Annotated in this window: 19 protein-coding genes; 13 read left to right on the top strand and 6 right to left on the bottom strand. The window is 55.3% G+C overall.

Going from position 1 to position 21,668, the window contains the following annotated elements; genetic code table 11:
- Window positions 1–5: 5 nt before the first annotated feature.
- The 3 genes from PEH01S_RS00960 to PEH01S_RS00950 form a co-directional block, all read right to left on the bottom strand.
- Window positions 6–1,100, bottom strand: a complete 1,095-nt coding sequence (locus PEH01S_RS00960) for a glycosyltransferase family 61 protein (protein WP_025844651.1) — start codon at window positions 1,098–1,100, stop codon at window positions 6–8.
- A 45-nt stretch (window positions 1,101–1,145) separates the two neighbouring features.
- On the bottom strand, window positions 1,146–1,823 hold the full coding sequence (locus PEH01S_RS00955; RefSeq protein ID WP_025844652.1) for a class I SAM-dependent methyltransferase: 678 nt from the start codon (window positions 1,821–1,823) through the stop codon (window positions 1,146–1,148).
- Between the two features lie 121 nt (window positions 1,824–1,944).
- Window positions 1,945–2,766: a hypothetical protein gene (locus PEH01S_RS00950; RefSeq protein ID WP_127483617.1), complete on the bottom strand. Its 822-nt coding sequence runs from the start codon at window positions 2,764–2,766 to the stop codon at window positions 1,945–1,947.
- A 168-nt stretch (window positions 2,767–2,934) separates the two neighbouring features.
- On the opposite strand from PEH01S_RS00950, the gene PEH01S_RS00945 reads away from it, so the two are divergent.
- Together PEH01S_RS00945 and PEH01S_RS00940 are read left to right on the top strand one after the other, a co-directional pair.
- On the top strand, window positions 2,935–3,723 hold the full coding sequence (locus PEH01S_RS00945) for an ABC transporter ATP-binding protein (RefSeq protein WP_127483616.1): 789 nt from the start codon (window positions 2,935–2,937) through the stop codon (window positions 3,721–3,723).
- A 3-nt stretch (window positions 3,724–3,726) separates the two neighbouring features.
- Window positions 3,727–5,376, top strand: a complete 1,650-nt coding sequence (locus tag PEH01S_RS00940; protein WP_127483615.1) for a hypothetical protein — start codon at window positions 3,727–3,729, stop codon at window positions 5,374–5,376.
- Window positions 5,377–5,861: 485 nt separating this feature from the next.
- Here PEH01S_RS00940 and PEH01S_RS00935 read toward each other — a convergent pair whose 3' ends face one another.
- Entirely contained in the window at window positions 5,862–6,872 is a 1,011-nt protein-coding gene (locus tag PEH01S_RS00935; RefSeq protein ID WP_025844658.1) for a LacI family DNA-binding transcriptional regulator, read from the bottom strand.
- A 230-nt stretch (window positions 6,873–7,102) separates the two neighbouring features.
- Between PEH01S_RS00935 and PEH01S_RS00930 the strand changes: the two genes are divergently transcribed.
- The 9 genes from PEH01S_RS00930 (at window position 7,103) to PEH01S_RS00890 (ending at window position 18,894) form a co-directional block, all read left to right on the top strand.
- Complete coding sequence (locus PEH01S_RS00930) at window positions 7,103–9,232, top strand: amylo-alpha-1,6-glucosidase (protein WP_127483614.1); 2,130 nt, start codon at window positions 7,103–7,105, stop codon at window positions 9,230–9,232.
- Window positions 9,229–10,512, top strand: coding sequence for an ABC transporter substrate-binding protein (locus PEH01S_RS00925; protein WP_025844660.1), 1,284 nt, complete (start codon window positions 9,229–9,231; stop codon window positions 10,510–10,512). Before PEH01S_RS00930 ends, PEH01S_RS00925 begins: the two co-directional genes overlap by 4 nt.
- 115 nt (window positions 10,513–10,627) lie before the next feature.
- The gene (locus PEH01S_RS00920; protein WP_025844661.1) at window positions 10,628–11,533 is read left to right on the top strand and encodes a carbohydrate ABC transporter permease; all 906 of its coding nucleotides are present in this window, start codon (window positions 10,628–10,630) and stop codon (window positions 11,531–11,533) included.
- Between the two features lie 13 nt (window positions 11,534–11,546).
- Window positions 11,547–12,377 carry a carbohydrate ABC transporter permease gene (locus tag PEH01S_RS00915; protein WP_127483613.1) on the top strand — a complete coding sequence of 277 codons (831 nt, stop codon included), beginning with the start codon at window positions 11,547–11,549 and terminating at the stop codon, window positions 12,375–12,377.
- A 288-nt stretch (window positions 12,378–12,665) separates the two neighbouring features.
- Window positions 12,666–13,529 (top strand): ABC transporter permease, encoded by an 864-nt coding sequence (locus PEH01S_RS00910; protein ID WP_246062751.1) that lies wholly within the window; start codon window positions 12,666–12,668, stop codon window positions 13,527–13,529.
- Between the two features lie 12 nt (window positions 13,530–13,541).
- Complete coding sequence (locus PEH01S_RS00905; RefSeq protein WP_407669401.1) at window positions 13,542–14,429, top strand: carbohydrate ABC transporter permease; 888 nt, start codon at window positions 13,542–13,544, stop codon at window positions 14,427–14,429.
- A 68-nt stretch (window positions 14,430–14,497) separates the two neighbouring features.
- Window positions 14,498–16,165, top strand: coding sequence for an extracellular solute-binding protein (locus PEH01S_RS00900; protein ID WP_025844667.1), 1,668 nt, complete (start codon window positions 14,498–14,500; stop codon window positions 16,163–16,165).
- Window positions 16,166–16,247: 82 nt separating this feature from the next.
- Window positions 16,248–17,051, top strand: a complete 804-nt coding sequence (locus PEH01S_RS00895) for a response regulator transcription factor (RefSeq protein WP_127483612.1) — start codon at window positions 16,248–16,250, stop codon at window positions 17,049–17,051.
- Window positions 17,041–18,894, top strand: a complete 1,854-nt coding sequence (locus PEH01S_RS00890) for a sensor histidine kinase (RefSeq protein WP_036712210.1) — start codon at window positions 17,041–17,043, stop codon at window positions 18,892–18,894. The genes PEH01S_RS00895 and PEH01S_RS00890 overlap by 11 nt, the downstream gene beginning before the upstream one ends.
- 42 nt (window positions 18,895–18,936) lie before the next feature.
- Here the strand turns inward: PEH01S_RS00890 and PEH01S_RS35740 are convergent, their stop codons facing one another.
- On the bottom strand, window positions 18,937–19,347 hold the full coding sequence (locus PEH01S_RS35740; protein WP_127483611.1) for an AbrB/MazE/SpoVT family DNA-binding domain-containing protein: 411 nt from the start codon (window positions 19,345–19,347) through the stop codon (window positions 18,937–18,939).
- A 387-nt stretch (window positions 19,348–19,734) separates the two neighbouring features.
- Here PEH01S_RS35740 and PEH01S_RS00880 point away from each other — a divergent pair, with 387 nt between their 5' ends.
- Both PEH01S_RS00880 and PEH01S_RS00875 read left to right on the top strand, forming a co-directional pair.
- On the top strand, window positions 19,735–20,319 hold the full coding sequence (locus PEH01S_RS00880) for an RNA polymerase sigma factor (protein WP_127483610.1): 585 nt from the start codon (window positions 19,735–19,737) through the stop codon (window positions 20,317–20,319).
- Entirely contained in the window at window positions 20,300–21,085 is a 786-nt protein-coding gene (locus PEH01S_RS00875; protein WP_127483609.1) for a DUF4367 domain-containing protein, read from the top strand. Before PEH01S_RS00880 ends, PEH01S_RS00875 begins: the two co-directional genes overlap by 20 nt.
- A 36-nt stretch (window positions 21,086–21,121) precedes the next feature.
- Here the strand turns inward: PEH01S_RS00875 and PEH01S_RS00870 are convergent, their stop codons facing one another.
- Window positions 21,122–21,583 (bottom strand): hypothetical protein, encoded by a 462-nt coding sequence (locus tag PEH01S_RS00870; RefSeq protein WP_025844677.1) that lies wholly within the window; start codon window positions 21,581–21,583, stop codon window positions 21,122–21,124.
- Window positions 21,584–21,668: the final 85 nt, after the last annotated feature.

The raw sequence follows: 21,668 nt of genomic DNA, 5'->3' as shown, positions 1-21,668 counted from the left end.
GCGGGTCAGAGCCCGGCCAGCTTGAGCACGTTCAGCAGCTTGTCGATATCGACGACGATATTGTCGGCGCCTACCGCGGGCTTGGGCGGGTATTCGATGTCGCACACGACTTCGTAATAATCGACGCCGGCATGGCCGCATATTTTCCAGAAATAGTTGTCCACGACCGTACGCGGCGACAGCTCGATAAGCTTCGCTCCGGGATTGCAGAAGGTGATGTTGATGTTGCTGCTGCCGAACGGAGCGACAACCACGCTGGCGGAGGAGTAGATCGCGATCTTTTCCTGCATCGTCAGCGGCGTCGGAACAATCTTCGTAAACCCTTTCCCCCTCAGAACGCTCATCACTTCGTCCTCGTTGACGACAAACCTCGCCGCCGCGTCCTGCCGGCTGACGTAGATCCGTTCATACCCGCCGGCCTGCCCGGCCGGCTGTCCGTTTCCCAGCCGCTGGCGGAGAAACTGGTATGCCCACCGCGGACTTTTGCCAACCATCAAGGGAACCGCAGGCACGACCAGCTTGCTGGCCATCAGGTGAAAATCGCTGCGGTCGACCTGAATCAGCTTCTGCATCGGAAAGCCGAGCATGCTGAGCGACTCGTATTGAAACGGATGATGCAGCATGCCAATCAAGTATTTGTCGATCGGGATGCCGCTTTGCTCGAGCAAATGAATGCGCGGCAGGATATCGTAAAACCAATGACCGTACACGGCTTGGGTAAAAATGCCTTTCTCGGGCATATTCCATCCCCAGATCAAGGTAGCCACCGTTTCCGCCACGTATACCGGAGGCGGCAGCAGCCTTCCGTCATGATCCGGGCAATACAGCTCCACATCGAGCAGCCGCTTGTTGTTCGGGGTGACCACGTAGCCGTTCCCGGTCATGACGCGCCCGTTCGGGACGACGGCCACGAAGGCCGGATCGAAATGACACTCGCTCGCCCAGCGCGGAGGATCGAATCCGCCAGGGGCCTCAAGATGAAGCGTCTCCCCGGGATAGATCGTCTTGTAAAATTCCGGCATGAGGCTTCGGTCGAAGGCCGTGCAGTCCATCACCCAATCGATGGTTTTGTTGTAGACTTGATCGGGGATTGCATACATCTTTTCTCACCTCCCATTCCTCATCAAAATGCGAATCCCGGCTCATCAGGTCCCGTGGATATAATGCGCGACAAGCTCATCCTTATGCTCCAGCACCGCCCGGAATGCCGGCGGACACCCCTTCGGGAAGAGGACGCCGAGACCGTTGGAGTGGGGAAATTCGAGATGCGGGTGTTCGCTGAGCCTTTCCCACAAACGGTACACGCCGAAATCGCCCAGCCTGACCACGATATCGTGAAACAAGACGATGCCGTTCTCCGCCAGCTTCGGGTACCATGTCGTATAGTCGTGCAGCACCGCTTCATACGTATGGTAGCCGTCAATGTGCAGCAAATCGACCGAGCCGTCGGGAAAACCGGCAAGGGCCTGGTCGAAATTGCTGCGAACCAGATAGCCGATGCCCGGAAATTCCCGGAGCGTCACGGTTTGGACGGCCTCATAGATATGGTCGCCGCCATAATAACCGGTATGCGGATCGCCCTGCCACGTATCGACGGCGAAGCAGCGGGCGGGCAAATTCCCGTCCTTGACCGCCTGGCAAAAGCTGAAAAAGGAGGTACCGTAAAGCGTGCCGAGCTCCGCAATCAGGCGCGGCTTGGCAAAGCGCACAAGATCGTAAGCGAAACGGCGGTGGCCGGACCATGCGCCGTTCGTCATATAGGTTAACGGCAGCTCGGGGGCGTGATCCGCGGCAAACCGCACAGGATGATATTCCCAATCCATCGAATAAACCACCGCCTTGAGGAAAATCCCGTTACAAACCAGCGGGTATGCCTTATTCTATGTCCAATTCGCCGGTACGGGATGGGCAGGTAAATACGGGGAAAGGCACATTTTATGGCGGCTACTTGCCATACCAAATTTTGATGAATGCGGGCAAGCCGATGAACCGGAGATAGAGACGCTCATCCGAGGCCAAGCCGCCCGAAATGTTAATCAAATCGTCTCCGCTCGTAAAATAATCGAAGTTGCGCGATGGCAGGCCGCCGTTGAAAAACCGGATGATCTGCTGCCCGCTACCGTCAGTAATGTGAAACGTCGTTCCAAGCAAATCGTCCTTGTTGACCCATCCGATCGTCGTGCCATTCTGGTCGCTTACTGCGATTTGCGCCTTCAGCATGCCTTCTTTATAGACGGCAAGCTTCGAGCCGTCGGGGAGAAAAGCTTCAATCGGCGGGTTGATGCCCGCCTTTTGCCTGTAGATCACCCAGGGCCGTCCAAGCCGGTCCGTCAGCACGAAGCTTCGGCTCATAAAGCGGCGCAGCCCCAGAAGCTCGGCCAGCAACAGCAGCCTGCCGCCGGTCTCCCTGAATTCCAGCAGCACCTCTCCGTCCACGGAAAAATAGCGCAAAACCGGATGCAGCGACGCTGCTTTCTTGAGCATCATTTCCGAATGCGGAAAAGTGCGCAGCCCCTCTTCTCCTGTCTTCGTCAGCCCGGCAGCTCCGGGCTTCATGGCGGCTTTGCGCTTTTGCGCGAAACCTATGCCGAGGAACAACAGCCCAAACAGCGAGCATTCCGCCATAAACATGATGCGCCCGGCCATGTCTTTCGCCCAATGAAAATGCAAATCCAGCAACCCGAACCCTGCCGCTCCGACGATCGTGACGATGCCGAGCGTCCAGCACCGCTTGGCGTTTTTCAGATGATGCTCCTGCCAGTTCATGCTTCTCCCCCTTTGCACCGTATTGGCAATAACCATCTTATCATAAGCCCCTCTTTCGATTGACTTGAAACGGACCGTATCATACAATGAGGTTGCATGACCGAACCGGCCGAAGCCTGGAAGCGGCCATGCTTTTTTATTTTCAGTTGTGGGACGAGAGGTGTGCCGATGGAAACCGCAAGAGAAGCGATCCTGTCCATTCGCGGCTTGCGAATGAGGTATGGGGACCGCTACGTACTCAGAGGAATCGATCTTGACGTGTATCCGGGACAAATCATCGGGTATATCGGACCGAACGGCGCGGGCAAGAGCACCACGATCAAAACGATGCTCGGCCTCGTAGAGGGCTACACCGGAGAAATCCGCATTTTCGGCAAAGACATTTCGGACGACAGCGTGGACTATAAACAGCGGATCGGGTATGTGCCCGAAACGGCCGAGGTGTACGACGCTCTGACGGCCAAGGAGTATTTGACCTTCATCGGCAATCTGTATGGAATGGAGGACGAACAGGCGGAATGGAAAGCCAAGCGGCTGATCGACCTGTTCGGGCTGGAGGAGACGTATAACGCGCGGATCGTCTCGTATTCCAAAGGCATGCGCCAAAAGGTGCTGCTTATCTCCAGCCTGCTGCACAACCCGGACATTTTGTTTTTGGACGAGCCCTTAAGCGGGCTGGATGCCAACAGCGTCATGGTGGTGAAAGAAATTTTGGCGCAGCTGGCCGCGCAGGGCAAAACGATCTTCTATTCCTCGCACATCATGGATGTGGTCGAAAAGATCAGCAACCGCATCGTGCTGCTAGACGGCGGGGAGATCGTGGCGGACGGAAGCTTCGACGAGCTGAAGGCGCAGAGCCGGGAAGGATCGCTCGAAGAGATCTTCAACCGGTTGACGGGCTTCCATGAGCATAAAGCGATTGCGGAACGATTCGTCTCCGTCGTGCAAGAGGTGTAGGCGATGAGGGAATTCGTATCGCTTAAGGTGCTGGACCGGTTCCAGGCCCTGTTCGAGAGGCTGGGCGTCGACTACCCGATGATGCGCAAAATTTTGCAGATCAAGCTGACGATCGACGGACGGCGGATGCCCACCATTTTCAACCAGAGCGGCAAGAGAAGCGGGGCGGGCGATCAGAACATTTTCGCGAAGTCCCTCGGCTTGTACGCTTTGATGGGGCTGGTCACGGTTCCCTTCGTCGTGATGGGCGACAACTATATGTTCCAGATGAGCTTTGTGTTCGGCCTGCTGATGTTCCTGGTCATGACTTCCTTGATCTCCGACTTTTCTACCGTTCTGCTCGATATCCGGGACCGGAATATTATCGCCTCGAAGCCGGTCAACCGGCGGACGGTCGGCATGGCGAAGACGCTGCATATTTTGATTTATTTGTTCTTTTTGACCGGGGCGCTCTGCGCTGCGCCGATGATTGCGGCATTTGCCAAGCATGGCGTGTTGTTTTTTCTGCTGTTTGTGGTCGAAATTGTACTGACGGACGTGCTGATTGTTGTTCTGACGGCCTTTTTGTATATGCTGATTCTGAAGTTTTTCGACGGGGAAAAGCTGAAGGACATGATCAATAACGTGCAAATCATGCTGTCCGTCGCGATTACCGTCGGCTATCAATTCATCGGACGGTCGTTCGACCTTATGCAGCTTCAGGTCGTGTTCGAGCCGAGATGGTGGCAGGCGTTTATTCCTCCCTTGTGGTTCGGTGCAACGTACGAATGGCTCTTGCGCGGTCAGGCGGCTCCGCATTTCATCGTCTTTTCGCTGCTGGCGTTCGTCACGCCGATCGTTTCGATTCTGCTCTATACGAGACTGGTGCCCTTCTTCGAGCGCAGCTTGCAGAAGCTGGCGAACGACAGCGCGAAAAAAAGCAGGGAGCACAGCCGATGGCTGGATGTCGTTTCCAGGTTTGTTTGCTCCGGCCGGGAAGAGCGCACGTTTTTCCGGTTCGGATCGCTGATGATGGGCAACGAAAGGGAGTTCAAGCTCAAGGTGTACCCTTCGCTGGGCTTCTCGATCGTGTTCCCGTTCATTTTCTTTTTCAACGTGCTGCGGAACCAGTCCTTCGGCGAGATCGCGGCGAGCAAGTGGTATTTGAACATATATTTCTGCGCGCTGCTCATTCCGACCGTCATCATGATGCTTCGGTATTCCGGCAAGCACAAGGGCTCGTGGCTCTACAAAACGATGCCGCTGCCAAGCCCGGCGCCGATTTTCCGGGGGACGATCAAAGCGTTCCTCGTCCGGCTGTTTATGCCGGTGTACCTGCTGGAGAGCGTTATTTTTATCGCGCTGTTCGGGACGCGAATCGTTCCGGATTTAATCGTCGTCGCTTTGAGCGTGCTGCTGTACGCGGTCCTTTGCTTCCTTGTTTTCCGCAAGGCGCTGCCGTTCTCGGAGTCCTTCGAGGCGGTGAAGCAAAATGACAGCCTCATCATCATTCCGCTTCTGCTGCTCCTCGCGTTGTTCGCCGGCGTTCATCTGGCCAGCACGCTCGTTACCGGCGGGGTCTACGCGTATATGGCGCTGCTGGTCGTGCTGAATGTCGTGGTCTGGCGGAAAGGCTTTGCCATTTCGTGGGATGACTTACGGGGCAAGGAATGAGCGCAAGCCGGATTTCACGTATAGAAAAGAACCTCCGTCTCCACATGATTAGTGGATTTGGAGGTTTTTCCGCTTCTGTTCTTGCTGTAGCTGCTGCGTGAATTGTGGAGCTTTCCCGGTTCCGGGACACGTAGGAAATTAGAGGAACTGAGATGCGTTATCCTGTCCAATCAGCCGCCCGCCCAAACCATAGAGAATCTGAGATGCGCTAATCGCGCCTCCCAGGGCAGCACGAACATTTTTCGACACGGTTAAGTCACTTTTTGTTCCGCTATGCTTCGATGATGAGTCCAAAAACGTCGCATTACTAATCGTAGTTCCTCTATGCTCGAATAGAGGCCGCCTAATGATCCAGAGCTTCGCCGACTGCCCGCTGACCCAGCCGTCCTGATTCTGCGAAGGATTAAGCTATCGAGATTCGTTTGCGTGATTCTGCGAAGGATTAATCCATGCGCCTCACTCGCCTGATTCTGCAAAGGGTCTCCTTACCGCGCACTCACGCTTTCCCGTATGATCAGCTCCGTGTCCAGCACGAGCCGATGGCTCACCTTGCGGCCTTCAAGCAGATCGATCAGCATCTGGGCGGCCTGATACCCCATCTCGTACTTGTTCTGGTTGACGGTCGTGAGCGCGGGCGAACAGTACGCCGTCACATCGATATTGTCGAAGCCGACGACGGAAACTTGTCCGGGCACTTGAAGCCCCAGCCCGCGGACGGCCTGCAATGCCCCGAGCGCCATCAGGTCGCTGATGCAGAACAGCGCCGTGATGTCCGGCTGCTGCGCAAGCAGCCTGTACACCGCTTCTTTCGCTCCCGCTTCGGAGAAGGAGCCGTCCATGACGAGCGACTCGTCGAACGGGATGCCGAAGCGCTCAAGCGCCTGCTTGTACCCTTTCAGACGCTGCACGCTGACGTCCGCCTGGGAATGGCCGTTGACAACGCCGATTTTGCGGTGACCCGCTTCCAGCAAATAGCTGACGGCACGGTACGCGCCGCCGACGTTATCGGAGGTCACATACCCGACGTTCGGCCCCTCCAGCGGAATGTCGATAAGCACGCAAGGAATTTGCGAGGAAACGACTTCCTTCAAGTAGGCGTCGTCCAAGCGGATGCCCATAATAATGACGCCGTCCACGCCGCGCTCCTGACACAGCGTTTTGTACGATTTGATTTTTTGCTTTTGCGGCGTCGTGCTGAACAGCACGAGGTCGTAATCGAGCTCGCCCGCCCGGTCGTTCATGCCGCACAAAATTTCAAAGGCGATATTGTCCTTCGAGCTGGCCCGCGTCACGTTGGACAGCAGCAGACCGAGCGTCTTCGTTTTCTTCGAGATCAGCGAGCGGGCAGCCATATTCGGGCTGTACCCGAGCCCTTGCGCAATATCCTTGATTTTCTGGCGCGTATCTTCATTGACGTCGTCGTATCCGTTCAACGCCCGCGATACGGTCGTGACGGATACCCCGGCCGCCTTGGCGATATCTTTGATCGTAACCATGTTCTCTCCTCCGAAACGTTTTCAATCTATATTTTTATCTTGTTGGCAGCCGCAAAAAAATATTTGCTAAAAAAAGCAGTTGTAAATGCTTACAGCTTGCAATATAATCAAGTATATCGTATCCAAAACGTTTTGGAAAGAGGTTTTCCCTTTCTTTTGCAAGGAAGAAATATTTTTTTAGCCGTTTTCCGAAACGTTTCGGATAACCTTTATACAGTGAGGTGACCGCATTGGATTATCGAATCATCAAAGAAAACGATCTATTTCTCTACACCGACAAGAACGGCGATATTCCGCAAGGTCATCCGTCCGGCTTCGGGCTTTATACCAAGGATACCCGGTTTCTGAGCCGGCTGGAAATCGCCATTAACGGGCAGAAGCCGGTGCTTCTGTCCTCCGCGGCGGATGCGAATTACATATCCGTGATCCGGCTGACGAATCCGCATATGGAGCGCAGCGGCGAGCTGATTCTGTGGAGGGAATCCGTCGAGATCGAGCGCACCCGGTTTATTTACGAAGGCGGGCTCTACGAAACCTTCCGTCTGACCAGCTATTATCCGAAACCGATCGAGTTCGACTTCTCGGTGCTGGCCGACGCCGACTTCGCCGATATGTTCACGGTGCGCGGCTTTCAGCACGGCGAGACGGGCCATAAGACGGGAACGCAGAGGCAAAGCGGCGGGCTGACGATCGGCTATGCCGGCGCGGACCATGTCGCCCGGGAAACCCGCATCGCGTGGCAGCCGCAGGAAAGCTTCATCGATGAGGTGACGAACACCGTCGGCTTCCGGGTTCGTCTCGATCACCGCGAGAGCCGGGAAATCACGTTCTTCGTCGCGCCGTTCGTGAACGGGGAAGGCCCCCGGTTTTACGACCCGCAGGTGGCGAAGGCGAAGCTCGAAGCGAGCTATGCCGGCTGGAACGCCGGATCGACCGCCGTCCGCAGCGACAACGCCGCGTTCGACAAGCTGTTTCACCGGGGGGTTCAGGACCTGCGCGTGCTGCTGACCGATGTCGGCTACGGCCCGTTCCCGGTCGCCGGGCTTCCGTGGTACTCGGTCCCGTTCGGCCGCGACAGCCTGATCGCCGCGCTGCAGATGCTTTCGCTGAACCCGGAGGCGGCGAAAGGCACCCTGCTCACGATGGCCGCTTACCAAGGGCAGCGCGAAGATCCTTGGCGCGACGAAACGCCGGGCAAAATCATGCACGAAATCCGCTACGGCGAGCTGGCGGGCGCCGGGATGGTGCCGTTCACCCCGTATTACGGAACGATTGACGCGACGCCGCTCTTCCTGCTGCTGGCCGCGGAATACTACCACTGGACGAGCGACCTTGCCCTGATTGAGCAGCTGATGCCGAACCTCGAAGCGGCGCTCGCCTGGATCGAGCGTTACGGCGACCGGGATGGCGACGGCTTCGTGGAATATTTCCAGGAGTCCTCCAAAGGCATCGCCAACCAAGGCTGGAAGGATTCGGCCGACTCCGTCGTCCACCGCAGCGGGGATTACGGCCAAGCGCCGATTGCGCTCGTCGAAGTGCAGGGGTACGTATATCAGGCAAAAACGCGCCTGGCTCCGATCTTCCGTACCCTCGGCCGCAGCGGGGATGCCGACCGTCTGGAACATGAAGCGGCCGTGCTCCGGGAGCGGTTCGAGCAGGCCTTCTGGATGGAAGACGAGCAGTATTACGCCATTGCGCTGGACCGGGACAAACGGCAGGTGCAGTCGGTGACCTCGAATACCGGGCATATTCTGATGTCCGGCATCGCGTCGCCGGAGCGGGCCCGCGCCGTCGCGTCGCGGCTCGTCGCGGACGACATGTTCGGCGGGTACGGCATCCGCACGATGAGCACCGGCTCCTCCGGGTACAACCCGATGAGCTACCATAACGGCAGCGTGTGGCCGCACGACAATTCCCTTTGCCTGCTCGGACTTAGTCTCGGCGGCTTCGAGGCGGAAGCGTTGAAGGTCATGCAGGGGCTGCTGAAAGCGGCGGAAGGCTTCGAATATGCCAGACTGCCCGAGCTGTTCTGCGGCTATACCGAAGAGCTCGGGTATCCGGTGCCTTATCCGGTCGCCTGCTCGCCGCAGGCATGGGCCGCGGGCACGCCGCTGACGTTCGTCCAGACGATGCTGGGCCTCCGTCCGAATGCGCTGACCGCGACGGTCGAGCTGCGGCCGCTGCTGCTCCCCGGCATGAACGAGCTGGAAGTGGCGAACCTGCGCATCGGTCAAGGAACGCTGCACGTGCGGGTCCGCAGAAACGGAGGCGGCGACGCGCCGTATCAAGTGGACATTTTGGAAAATCATACGGGATATCAAGTTCTTATTCAACCATTAGAGGAGGGTGTTGTGCAATGAAAAAGTCGCTATCCGTCATTCTCTCCGTAGGTTTGGCTTCCGGCATGGTGCTGGCGGGCTGCGCCAAAGAAGAAGCCAAGCCGGCCCCGGCCGGCGATGCGCCGAAAGGCGGCGAGCCCGTCACCGTGACGCTGGCCGGCTGGGGATCGACGCCGGAAGAGCAGGATCTGCTCAAGCAGACGATTCAAGAGTTCGAAAGCAAGCATCCGAACGTCAAAGTCAAATACGAAGTGATCGCCGACCAGTACATGGACGTCATCAAGACGCGGCTCATCGGCGGCGAAGGCCCGGACGTATTTTATCTGGACGCGTTCGAAGCTCCGGCCCTGATCGAGAAAGGCGTGATCGAGCCGCTCGACGGCTACGTGAAGCCCGAATTCGACGTAGCCGACTTCGAAGAGCCGCTGCTGAACGCGTTCAAGGTCGGCGGCAAAACGTACGGCTTCCCGAAAGACTCCTCGACGCTCGCCATGTTCTATAACAAGAAGCATTTCGAAGAGGCGGGCATTGCCAAGCCGCCGGCGACGTGGGAAGAGCTGCAGGAGGCCGCGAAAAAGCTGACCAAAACCGAAGGCGGCAAAACCGTCCGCTTCGGCTTCGGCGTCGCTCCCGAGCTGGCGCGGCAAATGTTCATGGCGCAGGCGTTCGGCGGCAAAGTGTCCGACGACAAAGGCAACGCCGCCTTCGCTTCCCCGGAAGCGCTCAAAGGGCTGCAGCTCGTCGTCGACCTGCATAACAAGGACAAATCGTCCGGCGAGCCGAAGGAAGTCGGCGCAGGCTGGGGCGGCGAGATGTTCGGCCAAGGCAAAGCGTCCATCGTCTTCGAAGGCAACTGGGCGATTCCGTTCCTGAACAACAACTATAAGGATCTTCAATACGCCACCGCCGAGCTGCCGACGGTGAACGGCAAGAAAGGCACGATGGCCTTCACGGTCGCTTACGTCATGAACAAAGCGTCCAAGAAAAAAGAAGCTTCCTGGGAGCTGATTTCGTACCTGACCGGCAAGGAAGGCATGAAAACGTGGACCAGCAAAGGGTTCGCCCTGCCGACGCGCAAATCCGTCGCGAAGGAGCTCGGCTACGACAAGGACCCGCTGCGCGGCGCTCTGGTTGCAGGCTCGGCTTATGCGACGCCATGGCAGGCCGGACCGACGCTGCCGACGGTCATGAACAACTTCAACAACCAGTTCCTCGACGCGTTCCTGGGCAAATCCTCGCTGGAAGAAGCGATGAAAAAAGCGCAGGATACCGCCAACAAAGAAATTGCCGCCGGCAAGTAAGCAAAGCTGAACCGGGAGGGGCCTCCCCTCCCTTCAATCACTTAAAAAGCGGGGGACATCATCCTGTTCAGACTGATACAGCTCCCCCGCCTCTTTTGGAAAGGGAGGTTTCCCTATGGCAAGCCGTTCTCGTTCGGGTTGGAAACGAAAGCTGAGAAGCACGGTAACGGGCTATTTGTTTTTGCTCCCTACCCTGCTGGTCATCGGCACGTTTTTGTTTTTACCCGTCTTTTATTCGCTTTTCCTGTCGTTTCATAAAGTGAATTTGCTGGGTGACGTCAGCTATAAAATGATCGGCTTCAGCAACTTCGAGCGGATGGCGCAGGACGAGCGGGCATGGATCGCGCTGAAAAACACCGCCTCCTTCGCCCTCTTCGTCGTGCCGCTGCAAACGGCGCTGGCGCTCGGACTCGCGGCCATTTTGAATGCGAAGCTGAAATTCCGGAATTTTTTCCGCATCGTTTTTTTCATGCCGACCGTTACCTCGTCCGCGGTGCTGACGCTCATTTTCATGTGGATCTACAATTCCAACGGACTGCTCAATCAAGCGCTGCAGGCGATCGGGCTGCCCGGCTACAACTGGCTCGGCGATCCGGCAGTCGCTCTCAAAGGGATCATGCTGATGAACATCTGGTCGACGGCGCCGTTTTTCATGGTCGTCTTTCTGGCCGCGCTGCAGGACATCCCGGATGCGCTTTACGAGTCGGCGATGCTGGACGGAGCCGGAGCCTGGAAACGATTCACCGCCATCACGCTGCCGATGCTGAAGCCGGCGACCTTCTTTACCGTCGTCATGGGCATCATCGGAACGTTCCAGCTGTTCGACCAATCGTACATTTTCTCGGCGGGGTCCGGGGGGCCGAACAACTCCACGCTGACCGTGGCGCTGCTGATTTACCAGTACGCATTTAAAAATCTGGACTTCGGCTACGCCTCCGCGCTCGCCGTCGTGCTGGCTCTGGTCATCATGATCGCGACGCTGCTGCAGCGGAAGCTGTTCGCCGAAGAGAAGCTGAACTGAGGAGGCCGAGACGATGGCTAAACAGCCGAAACCGTGGGTCAAGTACGTCATTTACGCGCTGCTGTTCCTGTACGCCGCGGTGACGATGGTGCCGTTCCTGTGGGCGCTCTCCTCCTCGTTCAAGACGCTGGAAGAGATTGTCGCCGGAGGCATCAACTTTATTCCCAAGCAGTTTACGCTGCAAAACTACTACGATATTTTCGTCCGCGAGCCGCTGTTCATCCGCTGGATGTCCAACAGCGCCCTGATCGCGGTCGTGGCGACGGTCTGCAACATTTTGTTCAACTCGATGGCCGGCTATGCGCTGGCCCGCATCGATTTCATCGGCAACAAAGCGATGTTCTTCATCATCCTGGGCGTGCAGATGATTCCGGGCCAGCTCACGATCGTGCCCGCGTACTTGATCATGAAAGAGCTCGGATGGCTGAATTCGTACGCCGCGCTGACGGTGCCGATGATGGCCAACGCCACGTTCACGTTCATGATGCGCCAGTTCTTCATCAGCTTCCCGAAGGAGCTGGAGGAAGCGTCGCAGCTCGACGGGCTGAGCCGCTTCGGCATCTTCTTCCGCATCGCGCTGCCGCTGGCCGTTCCGGCGCTCGCCGCGCAGATGATCTTCGTGTTCATGGGCGCCTGGAACGAGTTCCTGAAGCCGCTCATGTTCGTCTCCGACAAGTCGATGTTTACGCTCACGCTCGGCTTGAACACCTTTAAGGGCCAGTATATCAGCTACTGGAACTACATCATGGCCGCGTCGATGGTGTTCACGCTGCCCGCGCTGCTCATCTACGCCTTTTTCAACCGGTTTTTCATCAAAGGCATTACGTTTACCGGCAGCAAGTAACACCACATACCACATACGCCGTCAAAACAGCGGTCTCCGGCCGGGACGATTCGGTTCCCGGGGAGGCCGCTGTTTTTGATCCTGATCATTGATTTATATAACATTTCATTGATTAGGCAAGTAGCCGCACGCCTCCTATCCCTTTTAAGATAAAGACAGATCGACAATATACTGGAAAGGGTGGTCAGCTTGAAAGAAACCGCGACAGCGGTCCCTGAGGATCATCCGGCGGTAAAGCCGGGGAAGACGAAGGTCGCGGCCTGGCTCCAGCAATGGGATTTGCAGCTTATGGTGCTGCCCGCGCTCGTCTTGATTTTAATTTTCAGCTATTTCCCGATGTACGGTGTGATCATCGCATTTCAGGATTACTCGGTGTTTAAAGGCTTCGCGGCCAGCCCGTGGGTAGGCTTCAAGCATTTCGTCGATTTCTTCCAAGCGCCCGAGCTTGGGGTCGTGATGCGAAACACCATAGTCATCAGCTTCCTGAAGCTTGCCATCGGCTTTCCGGCGCCGATCATTCTCGCGATCCTGCTGAACGAAGTGAAAAATATGTTCTTCAAGCGCGTCGTGCAGACGGTCAGCTACCTGCCTTATTTCCTGTCTTGGGTCATCGTCGCCAACTTCGTGATCTCTTTGCTTTCGACCGATAATGGAAGCGTAAACATTTTCCTGCAGAAGCTCGGAGTCATCGACGAACCGATTCCTTACTTATCGGTTACGGAATATTTCTGGACCATTCTCGTCACGACGAACGTATGGAAAGAGATTGGCTTTGCCTCGATCGTATACTTGGCTGCAATCGCTTCCATCGATCCTCACCTGTACGAATCCGCCGCCATCGACGGGGCGAGCCGTTTTCGCATGACTTATTTGATAACGTTTCCATGCATTTTGCCCGTCGTGATGATTTTCTCCATTCTGGCGATCGGCAACTTGCTGAACGCGGGCTTCGAGGACTTGCTGCTGCTGGGCGTCAACCCGGCGCTGCGCGACGTATCAGAAGTTCTGGACACATACGTGTACCGGATGGGAATTACGTTAAACCGCTACTCGTTCGCGACAGCCGTCGGCTTGTTTAAGGCCATCGTCAGCGTCGGACTGCTGACCCTGGCGAACTATCTCGCGAGAAGAACCGGCAACAGCTTGTGGTAAGGAGGAGTATTGATGAAGCTGGCATTGGAAGACCGCGTCTTTAGCATCGTTATCCATATTGCGCTGCTCTTTCTGGCCTTCGTAACGTTCTATCCGTTCTGGAACTCCGCGGTCATCTCGTTCAACCTCGGTTCGGATACGAGTCTCGGCGGCATCACGTTCTGGCCCAGAGTCTTCACCTTGGAAAATTACCAGGTCGTGTTAAATGACGCTAAAATATTGAAAGGCTTCGGCGTTTCCATCGCCCGGACGCTCGTCGGCACCTTCCTGACGATCGCGGCGACGTCCCTCTTCGCTTACGGCATGTCCCGCAAGGAGCTGATCGGGCGAGGCTATTACATGACCTTCTGCATCATTACGCTGTACTTCGGCGGCGGTCTGATTCCGACGTACCTGCTGATTCGCGGTCTCGGTCTGTTCGATTCGTTCTGGGTATTCGTCATTCCGTCGATCATCAGCGTATGGAGCATGATCATCTTCCGGACGTTCTTCCGCGAAATTCCGGCCGGTCTCGAGGACGCGGCACGGATTGACGGCTGCGGCTACTGGGGCACGTTCCTGCGCGTCGTGCTGCCGCTGTCCGGTCCGGTTGTCGCTACGCTCTCGCTGTTTACGGCCATCGCCCACTGGAACGACTGGTTCGTCGCTTCCATCTATATCAACAATCAGGACCTGCTGCCCGTTCAGGCGCTGCTGAAGCAGACGCTCGATTCCAATATCGCGTCCGAGCTGACTCAGGACTCCGCGGCCCAAAGCTTCCTCGCCAAGCGGCAATCGTATACGACCAAGTCGCTGACGATGGCTACCATGATGGTCACGACGGTTCCGATCATTCTCGTCTATCCGTTCTTGCAGCGGTATTTCGTCAAGGGCGTGCTGGTCGGCTCCCTGAAAGAATAGTCCGGCTTCAAAGCGCATCGCTTTAAGCATAGCTTGAAATTACAATAGGAAAGGGGCTATACACACAAATGAACAATTGGGTCAAAAAAGGAACGGGTCCGTTGGCAGCCGTGATGGCGCTCGGTACGGTCATCTCCGGATGCTCCGGCGGGGGCAGCGCTCCCGCCGACAACAAAGCGGCGGCGCCATCCGGGGCGCAGACGCCCGCCGCCTCGTCGTCCGAGCCGTGGAAAATCGGCAGCGAGCCGGTCAGCTTCACGCTCTTCGGCAACTACGGCTGGTACACGATGCCTCCTTGGGGCAAGGACGTATTCTCCAAGCACATCCAGGAGCAGTATAAAATCAACATTACCGCCATTAACGCCGGCGGCAACGCGGAAGCCAAGCTGAGCACGATGATCGTGAGCAAGGACCTGCCGGACGTCATCTGGGGCGACCGTGACAAGTTCGAGCGGCTGCGCGAGAACGGTGTCCTCGTGCCGCTTGATCCGTATCTGGACAAATACCCGAACCTGAAAAAATGGGCGGGCGACGAAATCCTGAACATGCTGCGCGCCAAAGACGGCAAGCTGTACATGTTTCCGAACTGGTACACAAATAAGCCGACAGGCAACGCCGGTTATGTCGTAAACAAGAAAATTTACGAAGAGCTCGGCAAACCGAAGCTGGAGACGACCGACGATCTGTATAACTACTTGAAGCTCGTCAAGGAGAAGTACCCGAACATCATTCCGTTCGAGCCGGGTCAGGCCAAGGAAGGCAAAGGCGTCGACCTGCTGTACTCCGCCTTCGCCGAGAACAACCCGGCGAGCTACGCGGGCACGCTGCGCGCCGTGCCGAAGGACGGCAAGTTCACTTCGCTCTTCGCCGATCCGGTATACAAGGAAGCGATGATCTACGTCAACCGGCTGCACCGCGAGAAGCTGATGACGCAGGACGCGCTGACGCAGACCGTCGATCAGGTCCGCGAGAAGCTCAATACGGGTCGTGTCGCCGTCTACGCTGACATCACCGCTATTGATTACGCTTCCAAAGCGCATGCCGAGCTGACCAAAACCGATCCGAATGCCGGCTACTTCATGATCTGGCCGATCCATAAACCGGGACTGGACAAGAACAAAATTACGGTAGCCCACTACGACCGTCTGGGCTGGAACGCCGCCGCGATTACGACGAAGGCCAAGGACCCCGAGAAAATTTTTGCGGTGCTGGACTGGATGACCAGCCCGGACGGCATGCGTCAAATCGTGTGGGGGCCGGAAGGCATGTATTGGAAAGGGCTGGATAGCGAAGGCTTGCCGAACTTGACGGACAAATTTTTCAGCGAGCCTGCGGAGCGCACGAAAAACATGAATGCGACGAACGACCTGCAATTCGTCGGCAACTCGACGTACAACGACAAAATCAAAGTGAAGGCCGAGCTCTCCTTGCCGGAAGAGAAGCGCTCCTGGGAGACGAAATATCAGGACTCCATCACCTGGAAGACGCATATGGACCTCACGGCGCTTCGCGGGATCGAGCCGCCGCAGGATAGCCCGGAAGGGATCATTCGCGAGCGGTGGATCGAATTGTATAAGAAAGTCCGCGCCCAAGCGATTCTGGCCAAAAGCGAGCAAGAAGTGATTGAGATTATCGACAAAGGCGAGAAAGATGCGCAAACGCTTGGCATTGAGAAGCTTAACGAGTATTTGACCAAGCGCTGGAAGGAAAACGAAGAGAAAATGAAGAAGAAATAATCCAGGAGGACAAGGCAGGGTGCGCTATCGGCGCACCTGCTTTTCCATTTCATTCGATGATCCAAGGCAGAGGAGGACCGACATGTACAAAGTGCTGATCGCAGACGATGAGACGCTGGATCTGGAAGGAATGAAGACGTTTATTCCCTGGGAGTCGCTCGGGATGGAGATTGTTGGCGCCGTGACGAACGGGTTCTCCGCTTGCGAGCTGATCGAAACCCAGAAGATCGACGTGCTGGTCACCGACGTCAATATGCCCAACATGTCCGGACTTGAGCTGGCGAAGCGCGTGAAGGAACGGTTCCACGACGTGCGGATCGTTTTTGTCAGCGGTTACAGAGATTTTCAGTATGTGAAGGAAGCCCTGACCTTGCAAGCTTACAGCTACGTGCTGAAGCCGATGAACGAGGATGAGCTCATTCAATCGCTTGAGCGTATTCGGCGCGATCTGGATGACGCCCGCAAGCGAGAGCAAGCGGAGCACGAGGTCCGGCAGATGCTTTCGGGCGGCGCAAGGCCCTCCCCGTCCGCCGCTATCGATGGCAAGGCCCCCGACGGGATGGGCAAAAACGGGAAGCTGATTCAAGAAATCATCGGCATGATGCGCAGCGGACTGGATCAGCCGCTCACGCTGAAGGAAGTGGCGGATCGATTCTCGTTTTCGCCGAATTACCTCGGACAAATCTTCAAGGAAGCGACGGGCCAGACGTTCCATGAATATCTTGTCGCGCTGCGCATGGAAAAAGCCGGGGAGCTGCTGCGCGATCCGAAGCTGCGCATTTACGAGGTGGCCTATCGGGTCGGCTACCGTTATATGCCTTATTTCAGCAAGCAATTCAAAGAAACGTACCGGATGACCCCGCTGGAATTCCGCAATGGCCAATAGTCGAATCCGGTCCGCCCTCCGTCGATTCCGGCGAAGCAGCGCTGCCGCTTCCGGGCCGGAAGCGCGGTACATGCCCTTCGGGTACAAGCTCATGCTGTCCTATATGCTGCTTACCTTGGTTCACGTAATCTTGTTCGGGTATTTGGCCAATTGGATCTTCGTGGATTCGGTCCGCAAGCAGACGAGCGAGAACGTTCGGGCGGCGCTGCGCCAGATGAAGGATAATATCGAGTACCGGATGAAGGATACGGTTCGTCTGTCGGATATGATCTATTACGACGAGACGGTCGCCTCCCGGCTGAGAAGATTGAATGAAGGCTACTACGGCTACGAATCGGTCACGCAGTATTTGGAGCCCAAGTTCGATAGCGTCATTAAGGCAACGAACCACCGCATCTGGCTCGTCGTTTACTTGCGCAACGAAACCTTGCCTGAAATCTACTCGTTTTATAACGATTCGGACCCGCTGGCCTATGCCGGCAAAAGCTATAACATGCTGTATCTGAAGCGGATCGCCGACAAATCCTGGTATCAAGATTTTCCCCCGGAGCGTTACGGGGTGACCATGCAGTGGCAGCAGATCGACCGGGACGCCGAGTTCGGCAATATTTCGCTCCTGCGGCGGCTCGTGGATCCGGCTTCCTTCAACCGCCAATTGGATTTCGGGTTCATGCGGCTCACCGTCAAGCTGACCGAGATGTTCGAGACCGTCTCCCCGGACTTCGGGGAAGGCACGTCGGTTCGGATCGAGGATGGGAAAGGACAGATTTTGTTCGAGCGGGGCGCCTGGACAAACGACCGGATTGCCCAAGCCGGGGAAAGCCATTACTTGACGATAACCGAGCCGTTCCAGGACTTGGACTGGAAGCTTGTGGCCAGCATCCCGAAGGAATGGGTCGAGAAGGATGCGAAGAAAGTGAAGGTGTTGACCGCCGTCATCGGATCGGCCAGCTTCCTGCTCTTTCTGTGCGTAAACGGCTTCCTGTCCCGCTACTTCTCCAAGCGGGTGTCGCGCATTGTGAGGGTGCTTGATTCGTTCCGCCACGGCAGCTTCCATAAGCGGATACGCTTCAAGGGGAGGGACGAGTTCTCGACGATCTCGCAATCCATCAACGCCATGGCGGAGCATATCGACGGGCTGATTCAACAGGTGTACGTAGCCAGCATCAAAAAGAAAGAAGCCGAGCTGGAATCGCTGCAGGCCCAGATCAATCCGCATTTTCTGTACAATACGCTGTCTTCGATCAGCTTGCTGGCCAAGTTCGGACAAGTCGAGCAGCTGCACCGGATGGTCAGCAATCTGGCGCTGTTCTACCGGCTTTCGCTGAACGAAGGACGCACCATTATTCCGGTGGCGAACGAGCTGGAGCAGGCGAAAGCCTATCTCGATATTCAAAAGGTGAAATATACCGACCGGCTGGACGTTCTGTTCGAGATCGATCCGGACCTGCTGCGCTACGAGATGGTCAAGCTTATTTTGCAGCCCTTTTTGGAAAATGTGCTGAAGCATGCCTGGACAGGCGACCGGGTGCATATCCGGGTGGCCGGACGCCGGATCGGCGACGATATCGAGTTCCGTATCATCGATGACGGCGTCGGGATGACGCCGGACACGCTGCGGCGCATCTCGCAGCTCGACGACGGCGAAGAAGCCGGGTACGGCATCCGCAACGTTCACCAGCGGATCGAGCTGCATTACGGCAAGCCGTACGGCGTGAGCATCTACAGCAAGCTGGGAATCGGAACGTCGGTGACGATCCGGCTGCCATGCGTGCCGCGGACGGCGCCATACGTCTCCAGCCGGGCGGAGCTGGATGCCGGACGCCGTCCGGAGGAGGCGTGAGGTTTGTTCGGCAATTGAATTGGCTTTCCCGTATGGGGAAGCTTATTTCAATTGCTTGAGCAATTGGCTGACCCAGCCCTGCGATATGCCGATCATACTCCCCCATTCGGTTTGCGAAGCGGATGGATACTGTTTCATCACCGCGGTCAGGCGGAGCATCGTATCCTTATTCCGTTTTCGTTTTATTTCCGTTCCCGGTTCATTCTTCCCGGCTGCCTCCTTTAAGCAGCCCCTACAGATAAAACGTCCGCGAAAAAAGACAAGCTGCTCCGTGGAGGAACAAAAAATACATTCCTCCGCCCGGTACTTCCGGATTAGCACCTGCCCTTTTTCGTCATCGACGAAAAATTCAATGGCATCACCAAATTCTATACTCAAAGTTCGTTGCAGTTCAATCGGCAGATTAAGACGTCCCAGATGGTCCACATGTCGGACGATGCCCGTTTTTTTCATTTTCCCGAACTCCCGTAACCTAGAATAAGCTCAAGTCGTGCGAATCATCGCCTGAAAAAGGATAAACATATCACCGTCAGCTTTTGGTGTTCCATTCCGTTATAGAAGTGAAGGACCGACCCTCTCTTTGGCTGCTCGCCATAAGCCGTTTCTTTCGAAAACAAAAATCCCCTTCCAGCAGAAAGGAATTCATGTTCATTTCAATTTTTTCTCCCGCAATTGAAGGATCGCTAAGCCAAGAAGCCCCCTGCAAGACACGCTTTCTACTACCTATAACGAGCTATCCCGAGCAAATTTGACGAAAAAATTTACTAAAATAAGAAACCTATTACATATCATGTTCGTTCTAACAATTGTATAGAAGAGAATGGTGTTGGAGGAATATAAATGGAGCAATGGCTCACGTTCTTACGTAACAATTTCCATCACCTGGACAACTCATCTCAAGAATTGATCTATCGTTCTTTTCGGGAATTGATCTATCACGACATATACTTTCTGTTCAGGGATCATGCCTTAGCCGAGGATGTTGTACAAGAATCATTCTTAAAAGTGATAGAGAAAGCGCCAAAGCTGGAAAACACTTCAAATATGAAGGCTTGGCTCAAAAAGGTTGCCCGGAATACAGCTTACGATTGTTTTAAAAAAAATAAAAAATATCGGCATGTATCCGACCTGCAGCTCGTTAAAGACAGTGAATACTTTTCTCCGGCCGAAGAACGTACAGTGGCCGATCAGGTGGAAGAAAAAATCCGTGACGAAATGCTCCATGAAGCCCTTCGTCAGTTGAATATCAAATACCGGCATGTGTTGCTTTTATTTTACATCGAAGAAAAATCCTACCGTGAAATCGCACAGGAATTACAGATATCGGAACAAGCCCTCGCTCAAATTCTTACAAGGGCCCGCAAGAAATTGTTTTATTATTTCTCGAGAAAATGGGTTGATCAAAATGAATCATTGGGACCATGATGATCACAAGCTGAAGGAAATGTTGAAACGCAACCATGCCCGCGCAGAAATCCCCGATGGCACGGCATCTTGGCAGCAAGTACAGCACAGGCTGCAAAAGATCGGCCGCCGTAAAAGGTTCGTCCGGCGCATGAAGCTAACTGCGGCGATTATCGCCTGTTCCTTTGTCATTAGCTTTTTTATGAATGACAATTTCCCTGTATCCTACGCGCAAATTGCCTCCCTGCTTAAAAAGGTTCAGGGTAGTATGATTGAAATATTTTATGAGGCCCCGCCGGGTCGGGAATCTACACACGCCAAAACAACTGTGCCTCCGGAAGAAAAACAGCCTGCTTCGAATCGCCCTGGCAGCAGCTTCGCTCCCGAGAAGACTAGCTTGGAAGAAGCAAAGAATCAATTGTCCTTCCCTCTCTTGACTCCATCCTATATACCTGAGAAATTCAGGCTAGATGCCGTATTCGTCACAAAGGAAACGAACGGAACGTACAATGATGCCTATCTTGAATACCTCGATGAAGACGGACAGCTCTTAAAAATCAGTCAACGAAAAATCGAAGGGAAGACAGGGGCGATTAAAACGGATATTCATAGCGATTCCGGGGAATTTTTTGATGTGCTTGTGGGAGAACACCCGGCGATCTTATTCGCAGATCGTAACGGCAGCATCACCAGCTTGGAATGGCTGACGAAGGACCGGATTAAAATCTATATCTCCGGTCCCATCGCCAAAGAGGACATTTTAAAGATTGGAGCATCATTAAAGTAAGCGAACAAGGGGAACTAACCCCTGTTCGCTTTTTCTTTAGTCCGGAATGAGCAGGGTTGAGGAATAACGAATCCCATCTTCCTTTGTACTGCCGTAAGTAATCCAATGGGCCGATTTCACCCGATAATAGTAGCCGCTGGAAACCGGCAAATTGTCGATGGTGTTATTACTGCGCGATGAATTGCTCATCTCCGCTTTCTCCCCTGTATATTCGTCAATCCATTCACTTCCCGTCCAACGCTGTAAAACCAACTGCACCCCAACATGATCCACTCTGCGAGTCGCAATCGTTTCCCCCCATACACTTGCCTTTCCTTTTCCAATATAACTGATGTACGCAGAACCGTTTTCGAGGTACTTATAATTGGGATCAAACGGAGTCATGGTAGTGACGACTTCCGGCGGTGGCGGCGTGTGAGCTGCCATAGCTTGTCCAGGTATCGCCAGGGCAATCGCGAGTACGGCCATGATGACAGTTTTTACAGCGAATGGTCTCAAAATGGATTCCCCCTTCAAATTCGATTCATTATTCTTAACGCCTTATCGGTTCAAAACCTAACGTTTTATATTCAACCATTGTGGC

Source organism: Paenibacillus ehimensis NBRC 15659, from assembly GCF_004000785.1.
Taxonomy (GTDB): domain Bacteria; phylum Bacillota; class Bacilli; order Paenibacillales; family NBRC-103111; genus Paenibacillus_G; species Paenibacillus_G ehimensis.
The sequence above is the reverse complement of the archived record's forward strand: the minus strand, read 5'-3'. Positions and strand labels throughout refer to the sequence as shown.

Bases quoted from the DNA above. Each gene is read 5' to 3' on its own strand.
- PEH01S_RS00890 (WP_036712210.1), top strand. From the start codon at position 17,041: ATGGCCAATAGTCGAATCCGGTCCGCCCTCCGTCGATTCCGGCGAAGC.
- PEH01S_RS00880 (WP_127483610.1), top strand. From the start codon at position 19,735: ATGGAGCAATGGCTCACGTTCTTACGTAACAATTTCCATCACCTGGAC.
- PEH01S_RS00955 (WP_025844652.1), bottom strand. From the start codon at position 1,823: ATGGATTGGGAATATCATCCTGTGCGGTTTGCCGCGGATCACGCCCCC.
- PEH01S_RS00875 (WP_127483609.1), top strand. From the start codon at position 20,300: ATGAATCATTGGGACCATGATGATCACAAGCTGAAGGAAATGTTGAAA.
- PEH01S_RS00915 (WP_127483613.1), top strand. From the start codon at position 11,547: ATGGCTAAACAGCCGAAACCGTGGGTCAAGTACGTCATTTACGCGCTG.
- PEH01S_RS00945 (WP_127483616.1), top strand. From the start codon at position 2,935: ATGGAAACCGCAAGAGAAGCGATCCTGTCCATTCGCGGCTTGCGAATG.
- PEH01S_RS35740 (WP_127483611.1), bottom strand. From the start codon at position 19,347: ATGAAAAAAACGGGCATCGTCCGACATGTGGACCATCTGGGACGTCTT.
- PEH01S_RS00925 (WP_025844660.1), top strand. From the start codon at position 9,229: ATGAAAAAGTCGCTATCCGTCATTCTCTCCGTAGGTTTGGCTTCCGGC.
- PEH01S_RS00935 (WP_025844658.1), bottom strand. From the start codon at position 6,872: ATGGTTACGATCAAAGATATCGCCAAGGCGGCCGGGGTATCCGTCACG.
- PEH01S_RS00900 (WP_025844667.1), top strand. From the start codon at position 14,498: ATGAACAATTGGGTCAAAAAAGGAACGGGTCCGTTGGCAGCCGTGATG.
- PEH01S_RS00960 (WP_025844651.1), bottom strand. From the start codon at position 1,100: ATGTATGCAATCCCCGATCAAGTCTACAACAAAACCATCGATTGGGTG.
- PEH01S_RS00950 (WP_127483617.1), bottom strand. From the start codon at position 2,766: ATGAACTGGCAGGAGCATCATCTGAAAAACGCCAAGCGGTGCTGGACG.
- PEH01S_RS00905 (WP_407669401.1), top strand. From the start codon at position 13,542: ATGAAGCTGGCATTGGAAGACCGCGTCTTTAGCATCGTTATCCATATT.
- PEH01S_RS00940 (WP_127483615.1), top strand. From the start codon at position 3,727: ATGAGGGAATTCGTATCGCTTAAGGTGCTGGACCGGTTCCAGGCCCTG.
- PEH01S_RS00895 (WP_127483612.1), top strand. From the start codon at position 16,248: ATGTACAAAGTGCTGATCGCAGACGATGAGACGCTGGATCTGGAAGGA.
- PEH01S_RS00910 (WP_246062751.1), top strand. From the start codon at position 12,666: ATGGTGCTGCCCGCGCTCGTCTTGATTTTAATTTTCAGCTATTTCCCG.
- PEH01S_RS00920 (WP_025844661.1), top strand. From the start codon at position 10,628: ATGGCAAGCCGTTCTCGTTCGGGTTGGAAACGAAAGCTGAGAAGCACG.